This is a genomic window from Stenotrophomonas sp. AG209 (assembly GCF_003550055.1).
Lineage (GTDB): Bacteria > Pseudomonadota > Gammaproteobacteria > Xanthomonadales > Xanthomonadaceae > Stenotrophomonas.
This window is the reverse complement of record NZ_QXDB01000001.1, coordinates 1677086-1696312: the sequence shown is the minus strand read 5'-3', so window position 1 is coordinate 1696312 and position 19227 is coordinate 1677086. Positions and strand designations below refer to the sequence as shown.

Annotated in this window: 14 protein-coding genes; 12 read left to right on the top strand and 2 right to left on the bottom strand. The window is 65.8% G+C overall.

Annotated elements, in window-relative coordinates; translation table 11 throughout:
• Positions 1-51: 51 nt before the first annotated feature.
• The 6 genes from DFO63_RS07890 to DFO63_RS07870 all read left to right on the top strand — a co-directional run bounded on the left by DFO63_RS07890 (position 52) and on the right by DFO63_RS07870 (position 9033).
• Positions 52-2784 (top strand): TcfC E-set like domain-containing protein, encoded by a 2733-nt coding sequence (locus DFO63_RS07890; RefSeq protein WP_119006733.1) that lies wholly within the window; start codon positions 52-54, stop codon positions 2782-2784.
• On the top strand, positions 2781-3914 hold the full coding sequence (locus tag DFO63_RS07885; protein WP_119006732.1) for a CfaE/CblD family pilus tip adhesin: 1134 nt from the start codon (positions 2781-2783) through the stop codon (positions 3912-3914). The genes DFO63_RS07890 and DFO63_RS07885 overlap by 4 nt, the downstream gene beginning before the upstream one ends.
• An 18-nt stretch (positions 3915-3932) precedes the next feature.
• Positions 3933-4640, top strand: a complete 708-nt coding sequence (locus tag DFO63_RS07880; protein WP_119006731.1) for a pilus assembly protein — start codon at positions 3933-3935, stop codon at positions 4638-4640.
• Positions 4641-4698: 58 nt separating this feature from the next.
• The gene (locus DFO63_RS22325) at positions 4699-4887 is read left to right on the top strand and encodes an ESPR domain-containing protein (protein WP_259337409.1); all 189 of its coding nucleotides are present in this window, start codon (positions 4699-4701) and stop codon (positions 4885-4887) included.
• 390 nt (positions 4888-5277) lie between these two features.
• Positions 5278-8220, top strand: coding sequence for a YadA-like family protein (locus DFO63_RS07875; protein WP_259337408.1), 2943 nt, complete (start codon positions 5278-5280; stop codon positions 8218-8220).
• A 69-nt stretch (positions 8221-8289) separates the two neighbouring features.
• Positions 8290-9033, top strand: coding sequence for a hypothetical protein (locus DFO63_RS07870; RefSeq protein ID WP_119006730.1), 744 nt, complete (start codon positions 8290-8292; stop codon positions 9031-9033).
• 289 nt (positions 9034-9322) lie between these two features.
• Here DFO63_RS07870 and DFO63_RS07865 read toward each other — a convergent pair whose 3' ends face one another.
• Entirely contained in the window at positions 9323-9967 is a 645-nt protein-coding gene (locus DFO63_RS07865; RefSeq protein WP_012511978.1) for a hypothetical protein, read from the bottom strand.
• A gap of 283 nt (positions 9968-10250) precedes the next feature.
• Positions 10251-12674, bottom strand: a complete 2424-nt coding sequence (locus DFO63_RS07860) for a penicillin-binding protein 1A (RefSeq protein ID WP_119006729.1) — start codon at positions 12672-12674, stop codon at positions 10251-10253.
• Positions 12675-12893: 219 nt separating this feature from the next.
• On the opposite strand from DFO63_RS07860, the gene DFO63_RS07855 reads away from it, so the two are divergent.
• From DFO63_RS07855 to DFO63_RS07830, 6 genes are all read left to right on the top strand, one after another.
• Positions 12894-13952: a pilus assembly protein PilM gene (locus DFO63_RS07855; RefSeq protein ID WP_014038321.1), complete on the top strand. Its 1059-nt coding sequence runs from the start codon at positions 12894-12896 to the stop codon at positions 13950-13952.
• The gene (locus tag DFO63_RS07850; protein WP_049442716.1) at positions 13952-14845 is read left to right on the top strand and encodes a PilN domain-containing protein; all 894 of its coding nucleotides are present in this window, start codon (positions 13952-13954) and stop codon (positions 14843-14845) included. Before DFO63_RS07855 ends, DFO63_RS07850 begins: the two co-directional genes overlap by 1 nt.
• Positions 14842-15498, top strand: a complete 657-nt coding sequence (gene pilO, locus DFO63_RS07845) for a type 4a pilus biogenesis protein PilO (protein ID WP_005418916.1) — start codon at positions 14842-14844, stop codon at positions 15496-15498. The genes DFO63_RS07850 and pilO overlap by 4 nt, the downstream gene beginning before the upstream one ends.
• Entirely contained in the window at positions 15498-16031 is a 534-nt protein-coding gene (locus DFO63_RS07840; RefSeq protein WP_005418914.1) for a pilus assembly protein PilP, read from the top strand. Before pilO ends, DFO63_RS07840 begins: the two co-directional genes overlap by 1 nt.
• A 21-nt stretch (positions 16032-16052) precedes the next feature.
• Positions 16053-18023, top strand: coding sequence for a type IV pilus secretin PilQ family protein (locus DFO63_RS07835; RefSeq protein WP_119006728.1), 1971 nt, complete (start codon positions 16053-16055; stop codon positions 18021-18023).
• A gap of 173 nt (positions 18024-18196) precedes the next feature.
• Positions 18197-19222, top strand: a complete 1026-nt coding sequence (locus DFO63_RS07830; RefSeq protein ID WP_049442714.1) for a MoxR family ATPase — start codon at positions 18197-18199, stop codon at positions 19220-19222.
• Positions 19223-19227 lie beyond the last annotated feature (5 nt).

Here is a 19227-nt window from a genome sequence, read left to right as displayed (position 1 = left end):
TTCCCGCGCCGGCCCGTACGCCGGGCCGGCTGCCTTACCCGCGGTACCCCCATGACATCACACGCCCCCGCCGTCACCCGGCTGGCGGTCGCGCTCGCCCTGGCGCTGGCAACGCCGCTGGTGGCCGCGCGCGGCGTCCCGCCCGGCTTCGAGGATCTGGTCGAAGGCCAGACCGAGCAACTCGATATCCAGCTGTTCGGCCGCTCGGCCGGGCTGTCGCCGGTGCGCGTGACCCTGGACCACGTGCAGCTGGAAGATCCAGCAAGCGTGCTGCAGTCGCTCGACCTCCCGGCCGAGGCGCAGGCCGCACTGCTGCCCGCGTTGTCGCAGCCCATGCCGCGCAACAGCCATCTGGCCTGCCGCTTCGGTGGCGCCACCGCCGGCTGCGGCTATCTCGATCCGCCGGAAGACCCCGCCGCCGTGCGCGCGCTGTACGACGAAGGCGAGGGCGCAGTGCGCCTGTTCGTTGCCCGCCAGTGGATTCCCGGCAAGCCGGCCGCCGAGCGCTTCCACACCGTCAGCGCCAACGCCGAAAACGCGTTCCTGCACCAGCAGGTGATCAATGTGAGTGGCAGCCGCGACTACCAGACGCTGTCCGCGCGTGGCACCGGCGTGCTGGGCCTGTTCGATCGCGGGCATGTTTCCGCCGAATGGAACTTCAACCAGCAGCGCTATCGCAGCCGCGGCAGTGACAGCGCGTTCCAGTTCGACAACGTCTATTACCGCCATGACCTGGGGCAGGCGCACTACCTGCAGGCCGGGCGCATGGACCGCCGCAACCTGTCCAGCCCGCAGGGCGGCACTTTCAGTTTCAGCATGCTGCCGCTGGACCGCCTGCAGGGCCTGCGCGTGGGCACCACACAGGCCTATGTCGATTCCGACGCCGCCGTGCAGGCCACGCCGCTGACCGTGCTGCTGGCGCGCGATGCACGCGTGGATGCCTACGACGGCACGCGGCTGCTGCAGACCTCCTACCTGCAGGCCGGCATCAACCAGATCGACACCCGTAACTTCCCGTTCGGCAACTACACCATCACCCTGCGCATCTACGAAGACGGCGTGCTGGTGCGCAGCGAAGATGCGCCATTCGACAAGGGCGGGGACTGGACCAACAGCCAGTGGCAATGGTTCGTGCAGGGCGGCAAGCGCAACGAGCGCCGCAGTGACCGCTTCGATGGCGAACGCGTGGCCGTGGCCGGCATGCGCGTGCCGCTGGGCCGCGACGTGGCGATGGTGGCCGGCGCCGCCGACCTCGGCGGCTTCCGCTACGGCGAGCTGCGCGTGGACCTGCGCCGCGTGTACGCCACCCAGGAACTGCGCGCCAGTTTCGGCGGCATGCGCGGCAACGATGGCAGCACCGGCCAGCAGCACCAGCTGTCGTACCGCCGCACCGCGTCCTGGAACATCTACCAGCAGCGCATGCGCGGCAAGGCCTGCCAGTTCGAGGCCGACGCCCGCGACCAGCTGGGCTGCACCAACTCGCTCAGCGCTTCGATGGCGCTGCCGCTGGCTGGTGGCAGTGCCTATGTGGGCTACACGCGGCGCCAGACCTGGCGCGCAGGACGCATCCTGCCGGGCGCAGAAGACGATCCGCTGGCGGGGCTGGACCCGCTGCTGCCACCGCGGCCGCCATGGCAACCGCGCCGCGAGCCGCAGCTCAGTCGTACCTGGCAGGCCAGCTTCAGCCGCAGCCATCGCTGGCAGGATTTCAGTGTCTCCACCCGCGTGGGCGTGTGGCAGCAGCGCGCCAGCGACAGCCTGCGCGGCAGTGACCAGCGCGATCGTGGCATCTACTTCAACCTGAGTCTGACCCGCCTGCCGCGCGGCACCGCCGGCAGCGGCCAGCGCCGCTACAGCGTGGACGTGCGCCAGCCGCAGCACCAGCGCCCGGACATCAACTACAGCGTCGGCCACAGCCTGCGCCAGGACGTGGATGCGCAGTACCGCGAGCTGTCGGCCGAACTGCGCGCCAACAACAGTGACCGCTACAGCGCCACGCTCAGCGGCCAGCTTCAGAACAGCCTCGGCCAGAGTGGCGCCACGCTGGCGCACTACCAGCAGCGTGGCCGCAGCGAGACCGCCTACAGCGGCATGCACAGCTCCGGCTTCGCACTGGGCAAGCGCGGTTTCTATTGGAGCGGCAGCAACGGCGCCGACGCCGGCCTGGCCGTGCAGGTGGCCGACACCGACGACGTCGACCTGCGTGGCGTGGCGGCCGAACTGCAGGTGGGCGGCTTGCGCAGGCAACGCCTGCAGATTGGTGAGCGCCGGTTGCTGCCGCTGTCGTCGTATCAGTCGCACCGCGCCGAAGTACAGGACGCCAGCACGCTGGACAGCATCGCCGCCATCCGCGTGACCGGCGTGGGTGGCGCACGGCCGATGTTCCTCAGTCCTGGGCGGCTGATGCGCATGCCGGTGCCGATCGAGGTGACCTACACCTTCATCGGCAACGCCAAGGATCTTGCCGGAGCGCCGCTGGGTGGCGCCCGCATTCTCAATGCGCCGGTGCCCGGCACCAGCGCCAACGGCGGCTTCGTCGCCGATTTCCCGCGTCGCGAATCAACGCTGTACCTGCTGCAGGACGACCGCCTGCTGCATTGCCCGCTGCAGGTGCGCGAGCGCCGCCAGGTGGTGCTGCTGGTCGGCGCGGTGCATTGCGAGCCGCTGGCCGTGGCCCAGCTGCCGGCGGAGATCCGCCAGCAGGCCCGCGTGACCCGCCTGCTGCAGGAACGCGCGTTGATTGCCGCCACGCCCCAGACCGCTGCTGCAGGAGGAACGCCATGAACCGGCGTGTGTTGTTGGTGTTGATGCTGGTGTGTGCGCTGGTCGTGCTGGCGCCGAGGGCGTGGGCGCAGTGGCCGCCGGAGACGCATCCGGTGGATCAGAGCCGGGACATCGTGATGACCTGGGATCGCTCGGCGATGCCGGGTGATGTGGAGCTTTGGGCGCCGCGGACGGTGTTGGGATTCAGTCACGACCTGGCGATGAAGTATGGGCAGATCCATGTGGTTTGTGGGTCTGCTTCTGATAGTGAGTTTGGGAAGTGCCCTGTCGATGGTGAGCCGGGAGTGTCGCTTGGTAGTAGCAATGTCGATCTGCTGTTCGTGGAGCAGAGGACTGGCCTGCGCAGTGAACTTCGGGCTCAGGGATATTTGCAGAGAGTCATGTCGGATTGGATTTGCGCTGTCGACTACTGGGACACACTCAGAAGGCAGTTGAATGCGTCCTTTTGGTACATATGCAGTTCGGGTCAGCCAGTTGGCACAGGGGTGCATCTGGAGCTCCCAGCAACCGAGCTTTCCAGACTCGTTGCAGGCCACTGGAAGGCAACGATGCGCCTGAACATCAAAGCCGACCCAGCCGCAGCTCCGGCAGCCACCGCCGTCTTCAACTTCGACTTCACCGTCACCGACTACGACGCCATTTCGATTTACTTCCCCGGTTTCGACGGCGTTGCACCCCTGGTCAATATGGACCTGCGCTACGACCCCATCCGCAAGGTCGTCGCCGGGCGCAAGGACGTGGACATGTGCCTGTACGACGGCGTGGGTTCGCAGAGCGAGTTCCTCGGCGTCACCGTGCGCGACAGCGGGCCACGCCCACCGCCTGGGCGTGACTTCGCGGTCTGGCATCAGGACGGCGGCAGCGACGATACCCAGCGCCTCGACTACCAGGTCGGCCTGAACTACGGCGGCAACCTGCTGGCCATGAAGCACGGTGAGGAACAGCTGCTGCGCGGCATCGACAGCGCACAGCTGCGCATGGTGCTGCTGCCCGGCATCAGCCAACCCGTGTACTGCGTGCCCACGCCACTGACGCTGGAAACACCGCCCACGCCCATCGCCAGCAAGCGCCCAGGTCTGTACGAGGGCGGGCTGACGGTAGAGCTGCGCGTGCCGACCGCCAAACCCTGATCCCCACCGAGGCCCATCATGAAGAAGCTGCTGTTCTGCCTGTTGCCGTTGAGCGCACTGCTGGCCCCGCCGGCACAGGCCAATCTGTCCATTCATCCGATGCGTGCAGCGGTGGACGCCAAGCACGGCACGAAGATTCGCGTGTACTCGCAATCCACCCAACCGCAGTACGTGCAGGCGCGGCTGCTGCGTATCGACAATCCGGCACAGCCGGGTGAGGAAGAGATCGAAGTGGAAGCTGCCGATGCGGCGATTGCCATCACGCCTGGCAAGTTCGCACTCAGCGGTGGTGGCAATCGCCTGATCCGGGTGATTCCGCTGCAGACGGTGGAGAAAGAGGCGGCCTACCGCATCTACTTCGAGGGCGTGAAGGGCCCTGACGGCACGATCCTGGAAGGCGATGAGCAGGCGGCGCAGGCCAACGTCGGCGTCAGCCTGGTCTGGGGCGCGCTGGTGAACGTAGTGCCCGCCAAAGGCAGCGTGGATCTGCAACTGCAGGGCAACACCCTGCGCAACACCGGCACGCTGCGTGTGGGCATCACCGGTGCTGCCGAGTGCAACGCCGGTGGCGTGTGCACGCCGCTTGAGTTGTCCAGAAGTCTCTACCCCGACGCTGCGCTGACCTTGCCGTTCCAACTCCAGCCGGGCAGCACCCTGCAGCTGCAGTACCGACTGTCGAACGACAGCTATCGCGATCACGTAACGACCCTGGCGCCAAGCGCCTGACCTTCATCGCCCCGCGCAAGCGCGGGGCTTCATTTCCCTTGTCCTGTTAAGGAAAAAAATGAATCACATCTATCGTCGTATCTGGAATCACGCCAAGCAATGCTGGGTGGTTGGTAGTGAACTGAGTTCTGCGCGCGGAAAACGGGCGAGTGGTCGAGCCACCGCGCATGGGTTGATTGTGCTGTCGGTGATTGGTCTGGTGCCAGCGGGCGTTGCTGCCAGTGAGGTGCAGGAACAGGTGGAATAGCGGGAATACGCGAAATCACTAGGCCTCCGTAACACGGAAGCCAAGGATATCGTCAGCGTAGCCGTTCCTTTCTCTAGCGCGCTCGGCACTATGTCCGTCTCGCCGCTTTCAGCACAGATGTCCTCACAATACCTTCAGCTCGCCATTGTTTCCGATACCAACTATCGCGATTCGACTATAAGTGGAAACCACATGCTGGTCCTTGGTTCTCGCTCTTCGCTACGAGGGAACTACTCCGTGGGTTACGGAAGCGCGATAAGTACCAGCGGTGAATACAATACTGCGGTTGGCTACAATGCCGTGATAGGCAATGGCTACAGTACAGCGATTGGTGCTCGGGCCCAGACGAGCGGGATCGGCGCTACTGCGCTGGGTAACAACGCACTCGCCATGCAAACCAATTCAGTGGCGATTGGCAGCGGCTCCTACGCTAGTTCGTCCAATTCGATTGCTATCGGTGCCAATTCTGTTGCCGATAGTAGCTATACCGTCTCGGTGGGGAACAGCACTACAAAGCGAAAGATCGTGAATGTCGCCGCAGGCAATACTTCATATGGAAGCTCTGATGCGGTAACCGGTGGGCAGCTATACGAAACCAATCAAGCCGTTAGCTCGGTGAGGAATACTGCGAATTCGGCCTACTCAACCGCAAGTACGGCCCAGATTACGGCCAATACGGCGAGGACCAATGCCGACAGCGCGCTGAGCAAGGCGAACACGCTGGGTGGACTACTGAGCCAAGCATCCACGTCTGGGAATGTCCGCCTGGGCGGCGGCAACAGCGGTGCCGTTCTGGACGTCCGCAACAGCGCTAACGCCAACCGCAAGATCACCGGCGTGGCTGATGCCACGCTCAGCGCCACAAGCACTGAGGCCGTTTCGGGCAAGCAGCTCAACGCCACCAACAGCAACCTCACGGCCGCACGATCCGTCGCTGACTCCGCGAAGGTCAACGCGGATAGTGCGTTGTCGAAAGCCAACACGCTCACTGGGCTGCTGAGTCAGGCGTCCGCCTCGGGCAACGTCCGTGTGGGTGCAAGCAATAGCGGCACCGTACTGGACGTCCGCAACAATGCAAACGCCAGCCGCAAGATTACGGGCGTGGCAGATGCCGTGCTCAGTGCCACAAGCACTGAGGCCGTATCTGGCAAGCAGCTCAATGCTACCAACAGCAATGTCACGACCGCCCGATCCGTTGCTGACACCGCGAAGACCAATGCAGACAGTGCGCTGACCAAAGCCAACACTCTCTCCGGGCTTCTGAGCCAGACCTCTGCCTCGGGCAATGTCCGGCTGGGCGAGAAAAACAGCGGCACCGTACTGGACGTGCGGAACAGCGCCAATGCGAGCCGCAAGATCACCGGTGTTGTCGATGCTGCGTTGTCCAGCACCAGCACCGATGCGGTGACGGGCCGGCAGCTCAATGCCACCAACAGCAACGTCAGCACCGCACTGAGTGACGCCAGCGCAGCCAAGACTACTGCGAACACCGCTCTGACCCAGGTGGGAACACTCAACGGGCTGCTCAGCCAGGGCAGTGCCAGCGGTAATGTCCGGATCGGTGAGAAGAACAGCGGCACCGTTCTGGATGTGCGCAACAGCGCAAGCGTGAATCGGAAGCTGACTGGCGTGGCTGATGGAGTGGTCAGCGCCAGCAGCTATGAGGCCGTCAATGGTAGGCAGCTCAATGCCACCAATGACAAGGTGGCGATGGTGGAGGGCATTGCCAAGTCTGCGGGAGCGGAAGCTGCCGCGGCAAAGACGGATGCAGCCAAGGCGCTGGCCGAGACAGCAGTGCTGGGCGGGCTGGTGGCGCAGGTGTCTGCGTCTGGCAGCGTGCGTCTGGGTGAGAAGAACAGCGGTACGACGTTGGATGTGCGCAACAGCGTCAATGCCAATAGGAAGATTAGTGGTGTGGCGGATGGATTGTTGAACGCAAGCAGCAATGAAGCTGTGTCTGGGAAGCAGCTGTACTCAACCAATTCGCGAGTATTGGCTCTGGAGGGCGTAAGTCAATTTGTGAGTATTGGTGTGGCCCCCTCCAGCGAACGTGCTGATGCCGGGCCAGTTGGCGTTGCCTTAGGTAATTCGGCTAAAACGGGGAGCGAAGGTGGGACCGCAGTGGGAACGCACGCGAAGTCACTGGGCAGGAATTCGGTGGCAGTTGGGCGTGCTTCAACCGTGCATGAAGGTTCCGAAAATGGCTTCGCCCTCGGGGTTGGGGCCGAGGTTGGCATTGCGGAAGGTGGTGCGAGGGGAGGGGTTGCGATTGGCGCTGGAGCCAAGGTTGGGAAAGGGGCAGATGGCTCACTGGCGATTGGTGAAGGCTCGCAAGCCAATGAGGCTGGAGTTGCATCATTTGGAAGTGCAACTGCTTATCGCCGCCTAGTGAACGTTGCTCGAGGCACCGCCGACCACAATGCCACCACTGTCTCCCAGCTCAAGGATTCCCTCGCCACCCTTGGCGGCGGTGCCGGTCTGGACGGCAACGGAAGCATCATCGCCCCGACCTACGCGGTGCAGGGCGGAACGCAGAACACTGTCGAAGATGCGCTGATGGCACTCGATGGCGCCGTCATCACCGCCGGCCGCCGTGCAGACAAGGTAGAAAGTCAGCTCAGCTCGATCTTCCAGGATTCACCCTCGGCCCGTGCCGACGGCATGAGCCAGATCGCGCTGAATGGCGTGAACGGCATGGTGCTGACCAATCTTGCCGACGGCCGAGTGGCGCCAGGAAGCCGTGATGCGGTCAACGGTGGCCAGCTGCATTCGATGCAGCAGCAGCTCAACGGCCGCATGGATGGGCTGGAGCAGCGCATCGACGATGCCCCGCCGCCGCGTGCACTGGCGTCGTCCTCGGTACCGAAGCCACAGGCCGAAGACACCCCTGTGGTACCGGAAGGCAAGGACTCCCAGCAGGTCGCCTCGGTAGGCGAGGGTGACAAGCCCACACCGCAGCCGAAGGCCAACAAGGACGACTCACCCAAGCCGCAGGTGGACACCGCCGAGCTGGAGAAGATGCTGGCTCGCGCCAACGAGTACACCGATGGAGCGATCAGCAACTTCGAGCGCCGCCTGGACAAGATGGACAAGCGCTTCAACCGCATGGCGGCGATGAGCAGTGCACAGACGGCGATGGCGATGAACACTGCCGGCCTGGCCACCTACAACCGCCTCGGTGCGGGCGTGGGTTACAGCGAGGGTGAGTCGGCCATGGCGGTGGGCTACCAGCGTGTGCTCAACGAGAAGGGCTCAGCCACCTTCAGCCTCAATGGGGCGTTCACCAACAGCGGTGAGCGCAGCATGGGCGTGGGTGTGGGCATCGGCTGGTAAGCCATGGAGCCCTGGCGTGACGCGCGTAATCCACCCCGTCGCGCCGGGGTCCTTGCCGAGGAGATGGCAATGTATGGTTGGGTAAGCAGATTCATCAGCTACCGCACGTTCTATCTGTGGCGGGCGCGGTACTTCTACTACACCCGCAATCTGGACAGCTGGGTGCTGTTCACCCTGCTGTGCCTGACCGGCATGGTGCTGGTGCTCTGGTACCACTGGCGGGTGGTGAGCGTCCCGCCGCCGCGCGTGCACCCGGAGGTGGCAGCGCTGCGCGTGGAGAACATCACCGGCGAGGCGATCCATCGCATCGTGCTGGTGCAGCATGGCGGCACCACACCCGGCGAGCCGTTCACCACGCCGGAAGAAGTCCGGGCCGGTACGCTGCGCACGATGCGGGTACGGGAGCTGCTGGACAGTGGGATGGTGTGGCAGCTGAAAGCCCATATGCTGGCCGACATGGCGGCGTACATCGAGGCCACGGGAAGCTGCTTCCCGTACCCGTGCTGGCAGCTGAAGCATCGGCTGTCACTGCTCCGCGCAGCGCAGGCGGAAAACACGGCCATCAACGAGGCGCTGGCGCCGGTGCTGGAGGTACCGCTGGACAGGATGCCCAACCTCAACGGGGGGGAGCGCGCGCGGATACAGACGGCCTGGTCCGACACGTTCGGCGACGTCTACAACCAGACCTGGCTGTTGGCTGATCTGCAGGACATGCACGCCCGGATGATGGTGGAGTACCCACGGCGCGCGGGTGCGCCGTGGCTGGCACGCTTGCTGACTGGCGATGCAAAGGAGCCCCATGAGCTCCGGTAGGCAGCGCAAGCGCGCGCACCAGTAGAGTCGAGCCGCGCCGAAGGATCTGTGGGCGCACTCCTGATGAACGCATCGCCATGCGCGCGGAACCTGCCGCCGGGCCCAGGGCATGATTCGCGCTCGACTGCCCTCCGGCCAGACATCCGGACACCTGAAACACCGTGCGGACCAGCGGTCCGCACCTACCAAAGGCAAGAGCCATGCTCGACTGCTCTTCGGTCAGGTATCCGGACGCCTGAAGCACCGTGCGGACCAACGGTCCGCACCCACCAAAAGAACGGCGCTACCGTCACCCGCCGATGTACGCGGTGATCTCCGCCTCGGCCAGCACCTGCCGCAGCTGCGCCACGGACGCGCGCCGCATCGGCTTCTCATCCACCGGTGACAGCGGCGCCTGGCGCAGGGCGTCGTACGGCAACACCGCCAGGTCGAAGGTCAGCTCTTCGGCACTGAATACCCACACCGGCACGTCCAGGCAGCGCTCGCGGTCCATGCGCAGGCGACGCGTCCGCGACTCGGCGGGAATGCCGTGTTCGTCCAGGAAGCGGTGCACGGCCTCCGGGTCGTCGCTGTGCAGGTGCAGCTGCACGGGGCTGTTGGCGTCGGCGGTGCCATCCAGCACGGGACCGGCCAGGCGCGGCGCGAAGCCGTGCAGGAACTCCAGCGCGCGCATCGCGGCTTCGCGGCGGCGCTGCAGTTCGTTGCCATGCTGGGGCCCGGAGAACAGCCGCTGGTACTCGCGCAGGGCGTCCTCGATCTCGGTATTGCGGGGCAGGGAGGCATCATCGTGGATGCCGAGCCGGCTGGCGGCCTTCAACTTGGCCTGGTGGTAGTCGCGGATGCCGCCTTCGGCCATCAGGCGGGCGGCTTCGTGGGCGAGGCGGTGGCGCCGCTCGCGGGTCTGGCTGGCAGCATGCTGACGGGCGCGATGCATGCGATGACTCCCTGTTGCGACCTGGCTACAGACTAGCGCACGGATGTGACATCTGCGTGGGTATGGCGGATGCAACCGCTTTGGTGGGTGCCGACCTTGGTCGGCACGGGGCGCCAATCAAGGTTGGCGGCTACCAGGGGCAGCGTCGATGCCAACCCACGGTTGGCACCCACCAACGCTTCGGTAGGTGCCGACCTTGGTCGGCACGAGGCGCCAACCAAGGTTGGCAGCTACCAGAGCCGCGTTGGCGCCAACCGACGGTTGGCACCCATCAAACCGTTCCTCAGAAGATATCGAACGCGGCGGCGTCGGCCTGCGGCGTATTGAGGTTCAGGTCGTAGTCGGTCAGGCGATCCATGTCTTCCACCTTCACCCACTCGGTCGCGCCGTTGAGGGTGGCCTGGACCATGCCGCTGGGCGGGTCGTTCTGCGCGATCGGGGTGTCCTTCAGCGCGGTGCGCATGTAGTCGATCCAGATCGGCAGGGCGGCCTTGCCACCGTATTCGCGGTAACCCAGCGAGCGGAAGTCGTCGCGGCCCACCCACACGGTGGTCACGTACGGGCCGCCGAAGCCGGAGAACCAGGCGTCGCGGTGGTCGTTGGTGGAGCCGGTCTTGCCGCCCACGTCCTCGCGGCCGAGCACCTTGGCCTGGACGCCGGTACCGCGCTGGACCACGTCGCGCATCATCGACACCAGCTGGTAGGCAGTGCGGGCATCGATCGCGCGCGGGGCGGTGCGGGCATCCGGGTTGGCCGGTGCCGCCGGGGTTTCGACCTTGGCTTCGGCCTTGGCCGCGGCGGCCGGGTCCACCTTCGGGGCCGGGGCGCCGAAGTTGAAGCCGTCCACCACCTGGTTGACCGGCTGGTCGCTGCTGCCGGCGCAGTCGCGGCAGGCCAGTGCCGGGTTTTCCTTGAACACCAGGTTGCCGTCGCGGTCGTTGACCTGGTCGATCAGCCAGGTATCCACGCGCGAACCGCCATTGGCGAACACGGCGTAGCCACGCGCCACTGACAGCGGGGTCAGCGAGGCGGTGCCCAGCGACATCGACAGGTTCGGCGGCAGCTCCGATTCGGCAAAGCCAAATTCGCTGATGTACTTGCGCGCGTAGTCCACGCCCATGCCATCGAGCAGGCGCACCGAGACCAGGTTGCGCGACTGCACCAGCGCTTCGCGCAGGCGCATCGGGCCGCGGAAACCACCGCCGTCGTTCTGCGGGGCCCAGGTCTTGCCGCGGCGGTCGCGGAACACGACCGGGGCGTCGAGCACGATCGAGGCCGGGTTGTAGCCCTTGTCGAAGGCGGCTGCGTACACGAACGGCTTGAAGCTCGAACCCGGCTGGCGACGGGCCTGGGTGGCGCGGTTGAACTTGTTGCCGGAGAAGCTGAAGCCACCCACCAGCGCCTTCAACGCGCCGTTGTGGGCATCCAGCGAGACCAGTGCCGACTGGCCACGCGGAATCTGGTCCAGCAGCCACTCACCTTCCTTGGCGCCGGCGCGCACGCGCACGATGTCACCGCGCTGCACCAGCTTGCCCGGGGTCTTGTTGGTCCACTTGGCGGCACCGGCCGGCAGCACGATCTCGGTACGGTTGGCCAGCACCACAGTAGCGCTGCCGTCGGCACCGGTGCTGGCGACGATCGCCGGCAGCAGGCCGGCCTGGCCGAACATGCCACGCAGGTGCTCGGCGAGGGCGGCGGTGTCGTCACCGGCACCCAGCTGCACCTGCTTCTCCACGCCGTGCCAGCCGTGGCGGTGGTCGTACAGCAGGAGGCCGTCGCGCACCGACTGGTTCGCGGCGGTCTGCAGGGTGGAGTCGATCGTGGTGGTGACGTGATAACCCTTGTTGACCACGTCGCCGCCGAAGCGGGCGATCATTTCCTGGCGGACCAGCTCGGCCACGTAGGGCGCATCGACCTGCACCGGCGGCTCATGCGCGGTGGCGTGCATCGGCACGGCCTTGGCCGCGTCGGCCTCGGCCTGGCTGACGAACTTCAGGTCGGCCATGCGCTGCAGCACGTAGTTGTCGCGGCGCTGGCGGGCACGTTCCGGGTTGGAGATCGGGTTGCCCGACGAGGGGAACTTGGGGATGCCGGCCAGCGAGGCCATCTCGTCCAGGTCCAGCTCGTTCAGCTTCTTGCCGTAATAGAACTCGGCGGCAGCGGCCACGCCGTAGGCGCGGTTGCCGAAGAAACTCTTGTTCAGGTACAGCTCGAAGATCTCGTCCTTGCTCAGCTCGGACTCGATCTTCCGCGCCAGCAGGATCTCGGCCAGCTTGCGGGTGTAGCTGTACTCGGAACTGAGGAAGAACTGGCGGGCGACCTGCTGGGTGATGGTGGAACCACCCGGCACGCGCTTGTCGTTGGTGGTGGCCAGCAGCCAGACCGCACGGCCGATGCCCATGTAGTCCACGCCGCCGTGCTCGTAGAAGCGGGCGTCCTCGGTCGCCAGGAAGGCCTGCTTCAGCTTTTCCGGCACGTCCTTCATGGTGATCGGGGTACGCCGGGTCTCGCCGAACACCGCCATCAGCTTGCCGTCGGCAGCATAGACGTACATCGGCTCCTGCATTTCCACGTCGCGCAGGGTCTGCACGTCGGGAAGCTTGGAGGAAACGGCATAGTACAGACCGCCCACGGCGGCCGCGCCGATCAGCGCCAGGACCAGGACAATCAGGAAGATCCAGCGCAGCCAGCGGCGGAGTCGAGTCATCGGGTTCAGATTCCGATTGCGAATTTCGTGGTCGCAGAGTATAGATTACGCAAGGTGGCGGCTGGGGTCGGCACCGGGGAGCGCAAGGGGAATTGCCAGGGGCTGCATCGTGAATCCGTGAGGGATTTCACAGCAGGGCGGTTGCCATTTGCTAAGAATACGTTATTAATGCGCGGACGCAGCTCTTGCGTCCAAGTGCCCGTCGGCAGGGGAGAAACCGTGGGGCTCATCCCAAAAAGTCAGTCGCCGCTTGTTGGCGTCGACATCAGTTCGACTGCGGTAAAGCTTTTGCAGCTGTCCCGCAGCGGCAATCGTTTCCGCGTGGAACATTACGCTGTGGAACCTCTTCCGCCGAATGCGGTGGTGGAGAAGAACATCGTTGAAGTGGAGGCCGTGGGTGAGGCCATCCGCCGGGCGATGAACCGTTCAGGCAGCAAGGCCAAGTTGGCCGCTGCCGCCGTCGCGGGGTCGGCGGTGATCACCAAGGTGATCCCGATGCCGGCCGATCTCGACGAAAACGACATGGAAGCCCAGATCGAGCTGGAAGCGGTCAACTACATTCCGTATCCGATCGAGGAAGTGAACCTGGACTTCGAGGTGATCGGGTCGATCCCGAACAACCCGGAGATGGTCCAGGTGCTGCTGGCCGCGTCGCGTTCGGAGAATGTCGAGCTGCGCCAGTCCGCGCTGGAACTCGGTGGCCTGCAGGCCAAGGTGATGGACGTGGAGGCCTTCGCGGTCGAGAACGCCTACGCTCTGGTCGCCAGCGAGCTGCCGGTGTCCATCGACGGCGTGGTCGCGCTGGTCGACATCGGCGCCACCATGACCACCCTCAATGTCCTGCGCGGCGGCCGTAGCCTCTACAGCCGTGAGCAGGTGTTCGGTGGCAAGCAGCTGACCGACGAGATCATGCGCCGCTACGGCCTGAGCTACGAGGAAGCCGGGCTGGCCAAGCGCCAGGGCGGCCTGCCGGAAAGCTACGAGATGGAAGTGCTGGAGCCGTTCAAGGAAGCCACGGTCCAGCAGATCAGCCGCCTGCTGCAGTTCTTCTATGCAGGCAGCGAATTCAACCGCGTCGATCACATCGTGCTGGCCGGCGGCTGCGCCGTGCTCGGTGGCCTGCCGGAGATGGTCGAGGAACAGCTGGGCGTGCCGACCGTGGTCGCCAACCCGCTGGCGCAGATGACCCTGGGGCCGAAGGTGAACGCGCATGCGTTGGCCCAGGATGCCCCCGCGCTGATGATCGCGACCGGTCTGGCGCTGAGGAGCTTCGACTGATGGCACGCATCAATCTATTGCCCTGGCGCGCCGAGCGGCGCAAGCAACGCCAGCGCGAGTTCTACGCAATGCTGGGCATGGCCGCTGTCGGTGGCCTGCTGCTGTCGCTGATGATCTGGTTCTATTACGACCGCCAGGTGAGCGGCCAGATGGACCGCAACGCCTATCTGGAAGCCGAGATCGAGAAGGTCAAGGAACAGAACAAGGAGATCGATCGTCTCGACGCGCAGAAGGAACGCCTGCTGGCCCGCAAGAAGGTGATCGAGGAACTGCAGGCCAAGCGCTCGCAGATGGTCCACCTGTTCGACGCGCTGGTGCGCACCATCCCCGACGGCGTGGTGCTGACTGCGCTGAAGCAGGAAGGGGATGTGCTGACGCTGGAAGGCCGCACCCAGTCCAACGCCCGCGTTTCGGCCTACATGCGCAACCTTGAGACCTCCGGCTGGATGACCAACCCGGAGCTGTCGATCATCGAAGCGCGTGACCCGGAGAAGGACAAGGACGGCAAGGCCGGCCCGCTGGCCGACATCAAGGCGCTGCCCTACGTGTTCGTGGTCAAGGTGAAGCTGCCGGCACAGAGCGAAGAGGTTTCGGCGACGCCGGGCCTGAACGCCGATGGCTCGGTGGCGACGGCTGCTCCGGCACCGGTGGCTCCGTTGGCCGCAGGTCCGGATACCGCGACGCCTGCGGCTCCGGCAGCGGGCCAGCCGGCAGCGGCTCCCGCCGCACCGGCCGCTGCACCGTCGGCCACTCCGACCACTCCGGCCAAGCCCAACCAGCCGGCCGCACCGGCCGCCGCGCCGGCCCCGGCACCTGCCCCGAAGCCTGAGGGCAGCCGCTTGGCGCAGCCGCCGCAGGCCTTCAATGCGCTGCTGCAGGGGGACCGCGCATGAGCCAGAAGATCGACATCAAGAACCTGGATTTCAACGACATCGGCAACTGGCCGCAGAAGGCCAAGATCGTCTTCTGCTCGTTGCTGGCACTGGTCATCATGTTCGTGGCGTGGATGCTGCTGATCAGCGGCAAGCGCGAGGAACTGGCCGGCCTGGAATCGAAGGAAGTCGAGCTGCGCACCGAGTTCACCAAGCAGCAGGAACGCGCGGTGAACCTGGGGCCGCTGAAGCAGCAGCTGGCGCAGATGGAGCAGGTGCTGCAGCAGATGCTGCGGCAGCTGCCGAGCAAGACCGAAATGCCCGACCTGATCATCGACATCTCGCAGACCGCGCTGTCCAGCGGCCTGACCAACGAGCTGTTCGAGCCGGAGCAGGAGCAGATCAAGGAGTTCTACGCCGAGAAGCCGATCAAGCTGCGCATGGTGGGCAGTTACCACCAGTTCGGCGCGTTCGTCAGTGGCGTGGCCTCGTTGCCGCGGGTGGTGATCCTGACCATGCATGACATCAACCTCAAGCCCAAGGAAAAGACCGGCGGCAACGTCCGCAGCGGTGCACTGGAACTGTCCGGTACGGTCAAGACCTACCGCTACCTGGACGAGACCGAGGTGCAGGCGCAGCAGGCGGCCGACGCTGGCAAGGAGGGCAAGAAGTGATGCGCGCGCAGACCGTACGTGGTGCGATGGTGCTGGCTGTGCTGCTGCTGGCCGGTTGCGGCCGTGGCGTGACCAGCACGCCTGGCGACGCACCTAACCTTGAGAAGTGGGTGGAAGGCGAGCGTGCGCGACCGGCGCAGCCGCTGGAGCCGCTGCCGGTGATGCAGCAGTTCGAGACCTTTGAATACTCCGCGCAGGGCATGCGCGATCCGTTCACCGATGCCTGGACCAATCCGCAGCAGGGGAATGGCGGATTGCGACCGGACCCGAACCGGCGCAAGGAGCCGTTGGAAGGCTTCCCGCTGGATGCGCTGGACATGGTCGGCACCATCGGCACCGGTGCAGGCACCGTGGCGCTGGTGATGGGGCCGGACAAGGTCACCTACCGGGTTCGCCCGGGTGGTTACCTGGGGCAGAGCGACGGGCGGGTCACGGCGGTCTTCGAAGACCGCGTGGAGCTGATTGAACTGGTGCCGGATGGCGCGGGTGGCTGGTTGGAACGGCCGGCAACGCTCTCGCTTGAAGATCAATGATCGTTTACTGGGGATAGCACGATGACCTTTCACCAAGCCAAGGGGCTGCGTCCCATCCGGCGCTCTACCTTGAACCGTGTCAGCGCGCTGGGAGTCGCGCTGATGCTGGCCTGCGCTCCGGCGCTGGCTGCCGCACCGGCGGAAAAGCCGGTGGGCGCCACCGTGGCACCGGCCGCCGCGCCGGCTGGCCTGTCGGTGGCCAAGATCGATTTCAAGCGTGGCGATGACGGTGCCGGGCGCCTGATCGTGCAGTTCGACGGGCAGGGCGCGATCCCTGACCTGCGCACGCAGGGCAACAGCGTGGTGGTCGACGTCGGCAATGCCCGACTGCCGGCCAACCTGCAGAAGCCGATGAACGTCACCGACTTCGCCACGCCGGTGCAGCGCATCGACGCCAAGCCGTCCGGTGCCGGCACCCAGCTGGTGCTGAGCACTGGTGGCGCGGTGGAATCGCTGGCCTACCAGAGCGGCAACGAGTACGTGGTCGAGATCAGCCCGCGGCAGGCCCAGGCCGCCGTCGGCGCGGTCACCGCCGGCAGCGTTACCCAGGCGGCCAAGGCCGTCGGCCAGCGCGGCTTCACCGGCAAGCCGGTGACCTTCAACTTCCAGGACGTGCCGGTGCGCACCGTGCTGCAGTTGATCGCCGAGGAGTCCAACCTGAACGTGGTTGCGTCCGACTCGGTGCAGGGCAATGTGACCCTGCGCCTGGTCAATGTGCCGTGGGACCAGGCGCTGGACATCGTCCTGCGCGCAAAGGGCCTGGACAAGCGTCGCGACGGCAGCGTGATCTGGGTGGCTCCGCAGGCTGAACTGGCCAAGTTCGAGCAGGAGAAGGAAGACGCGCGCATCGCCATCGAGAACCGCGAAGACCTGCAGACCGACTACATCCAGATCAACTACCACAGCGCCACGCAGATCTTCAAAGCGCTGACCGAGGCCAAGGGCATCGGCGGCAGTGGCGGTGGTGGTGGCGGCGGTGGTGGTGGTTCCTCCTCGCAGGAAGACAGTGGCTTCCTGTCCTCGCGCGGCCGCATCGTGGCCGACGAGCGCACCAACACGCTGATGATCAGCGACATCCCGAAGAAGATCGCGCGCATGCGCGAGCTGATCAACGTGATCGACCGCCCGGTCGACCAGGTGCTGATCGAAAGCCGCATCGTCATCGCCACCGATACCTTCGCCCGTGAGCTGGGCGCGAAGTTCGGTGTCAGCGGCAGCCGTGACAACGTGTACTTCAGCGGCAGCCTGGATGCCAATGCCAAGACCCGCGAGTCGCAGGTCACGACCGACCTGGCCAATGCCAAGGCCGAGCGTGACTGGGAAGCCGGTGGCCGGGTCGGCCCGCCGCCGGTGAAATCCGGCTCGGCGATCACCCGTGGCCTGAACTGGAACCTGCCGGTGGCCGCCGCCAGCAACCCGGGTTCGCTGGCACTGTCGATCCTCAATGCCGGTTACCTGCTGGACGTGGAGCTTTCGGCCATGCAGCAGGAGTCGCGAGGCGAGGTGATCTCCAACCCGCGCGTGGTCACCACCAATCAGCGCGAAGCGATGATCAAGCAGGGCAAGGAAATCGGCTATGTCACCATCAGCGGTGGTACCGCTGGCGGCGTGGCGACGCCGAACGTGCAGTTCAAGGAAGTGGTGCTGGAGCTGAAGGTCACCCCGACCATCACCAACGACAACCGCGTGTTCCTCAACATGCAGGTGAAGAAGGACGAAGTCGACCAGTTGATCCAGCTGGAAGGCTACGGCACCGTGCCGTCGATCAACCGCCGCGAAGTCAACACCGCGGTGCTGGTCGAGGATGGGCAGACCGTGGTGATCGGTGGCGTCTACGAGTTCACCGATCGCAACAGCATCAGCAAGGTGCCGTTCCTGGGCGACGTGCCCTTCCTGGGCAACCTGTTCAAGAAGCGCGGCCGCAACAAGGACAAGGCCGAGCTGCTGGTGTTCGTCACCCCGAAGGTGCTGCGCGTGGCCAAGCAGAACTGAGCCCGCGCCACCCGCGAAACGAAGAAGGGCCGCCATGCGCGGCCCTTCTTCGTTTCCACAAGTAGATCCACGCCATGCGTGGATGGGCCGTTCAGCCGTTCTTGATGCCAATCGCAAGGCACCCTGCGATGATGTCGGGAACCCGTGCCGTCCTGCGCCGGTCAAAGGCCCCCATGAACCTGCCACCGCCGATGCCCGAAACTGTCTCGCCGCCGCCCGCGCCGGCAACCTCCCGCCTGCATGCGGCGTTCACCCAGTTGCGCGATGCGTTGTCGGCCGAGATCGTCGGCCAGGCGGCACTGGTCGAACGCCTGCTGATCGCGCTGCTGGCCGACGGCCACCTGCTGGTGGAGGGCGCGCCGGGCCTGGCCAAGACCACGGCGATCCGTGCACTGGCCTCGCGCCTGGAAGCGGACTTTGCCCGCGTGCAGTTCACCCCGGACCTGCTGCCGGCCGATCTGACCGGCACCGAGATCTGGCGCCCGCAGGAGGGCCGCTTCGAGTTCGTGCCCGGCCCGATCTTCCACCCGATCCTGCTGGCCGACGAGATCAACCGCGCGCCGGCCAAGGTGCAGTCGGCGCTGCTGGAAGCCATGGGCGAGCGCCAGGTCACCGTTGGCCGCCATACCTATGCGCTGCCGCCGCTGTTCCTGGTGATGGCCACGCAGAACCCGATCGAGCAGGAAGGCACCTTCCCGCTGCCGGAAGCGCAGCTGGACCGCTTCCTGATGCATGTGCGCATCGGGTACCCGGACCAGGCGGCCGAATCGGAAATCCTGCGGCTGGCCCGCGAGCGCGCCCGTGGCGCGTTGGGCGAGGCCGCGCCGGCGCCCGAAAAGATGCCGATGCAGGACGTGTTCGACGCCCGCCGCGAAGTGCTGGACCTGCACATGGCGCCGGCGCTGGAGCGCTACCTGATCGAACTGGTGCTGGCCTCGCGCGATCCATCGCGCTACGACGCCGGCCTCGGCCGCCGCATCGCCTGGGGGGCCAGCCCGCGTGGCTCCATCGCACTGGAACGCTGCGCACGTGCGCGCGCCTGGCTGGCCGGCCGCGACTTCGTCACCCCCGATGATGTGCGTGCGGTGGCCGCCGACGTACTGCGCCATCGCGTGCTGCCCAGCTATGAAGCCACCGCCGAGGGCTGGGACGGCGAGCGCCTGGTGCAGGAGCTGCTGGCCCGGGTGCCGGCACCCTGAGCCTG

What these genes read in the sequence shown, in the direction of transcription:
- DFO63_RS07890 (WP_119006733.1), top strand. Translation starts at nt 52, where the DNA reads ATGACATCACACGCCCCCGCCGTCACCCGGCTGGCGGTCGCGCTCGCC.
- DFO63_RS07885 (WP_119006732.1), top strand. Translation starts at nt 2,781, where the DNA reads ATGAACCGGCGTGTGTTGTTGGTGTTGATGCTGGTGTGTGCGCTGGTC.
- DFO63_RS07880 (WP_119006731.1), top strand. Translation starts at nt 3,933, where the DNA reads ATGAAGAAGCTGCTGTTCTGCCTGTTGCCGTTGAGCGCACTGCTGGCC.
- DFO63_RS22325 (WP_259337409.1), top strand. Translation starts at nt 4,699, where the DNA reads ATGAATCACATCTATCGTCGTATCTGGAATCACGCCAAGCAATGCTGG.
- DFO63_RS07875 (WP_259337408.1), top strand. Translation starts at nt 5,278, where the DNA reads ATGCAAACCAATTCAGTGGCGATTGGCAGCGGCTCCTACGCTAGTTCG.
- DFO63_RS07870 (WP_119006730.1), top strand. Translation starts at nt 8,290, where the DNA reads ATGTATGGTTGGGTAAGCAGATTCATCAGCTACCGCACGTTCTATCTG.
- DFO63_RS07865 (WP_012511978.1), bottom strand. Translation starts at nt 9,967, where the DNA reads ATGCATCGCGCCCGTCAGCATGCTGCCAGCCAGACCCGCGAGCGGCGC.
- DFO63_RS07860 (WP_119006729.1), bottom strand. Translation starts at nt 12,674, where the DNA reads ATGACTCGACTCCGCCGCTGGCTGCGCTGGATCTTCCTGATTGTCCTG.
- DFO63_RS07850 (WP_049442716.1), top strand. Translation starts at nt 13,952, where the DNA reads ATGGCACGCATCAATCTATTGCCCTGGCGCGCCGAGCGGCGCAAGCAA.
- pilO (WP_005418916.1), top strand. Translation starts at nt 14,842, where the DNA reads ATGAGCCAGAAGATCGACATCAAGAACCTGGATTTCAACGACATCGGC.
- DFO63_RS07840 (WP_005418914.1), top strand. Translation starts at nt 15,498, where the DNA reads ATGCGCGCGCAGACCGTACGTGGTGCGATGGTGCTGGCTGTGCTGCTG.
- DFO63_RS07835 (WP_119006728.1), top strand. Translation starts at nt 16,053, where the DNA reads ATGACCTTTCACCAAGCCAAGGGGCTGCGTCCCATCCGGCGCTCTACC.
- DFO63_RS07830 (WP_049442714.1), top strand. Translation starts at nt 18,197, where the DNA reads ATGAACCTGCCACCGCCGATGCCCGAAACTGTCTCGCCGCCGCCCGCG.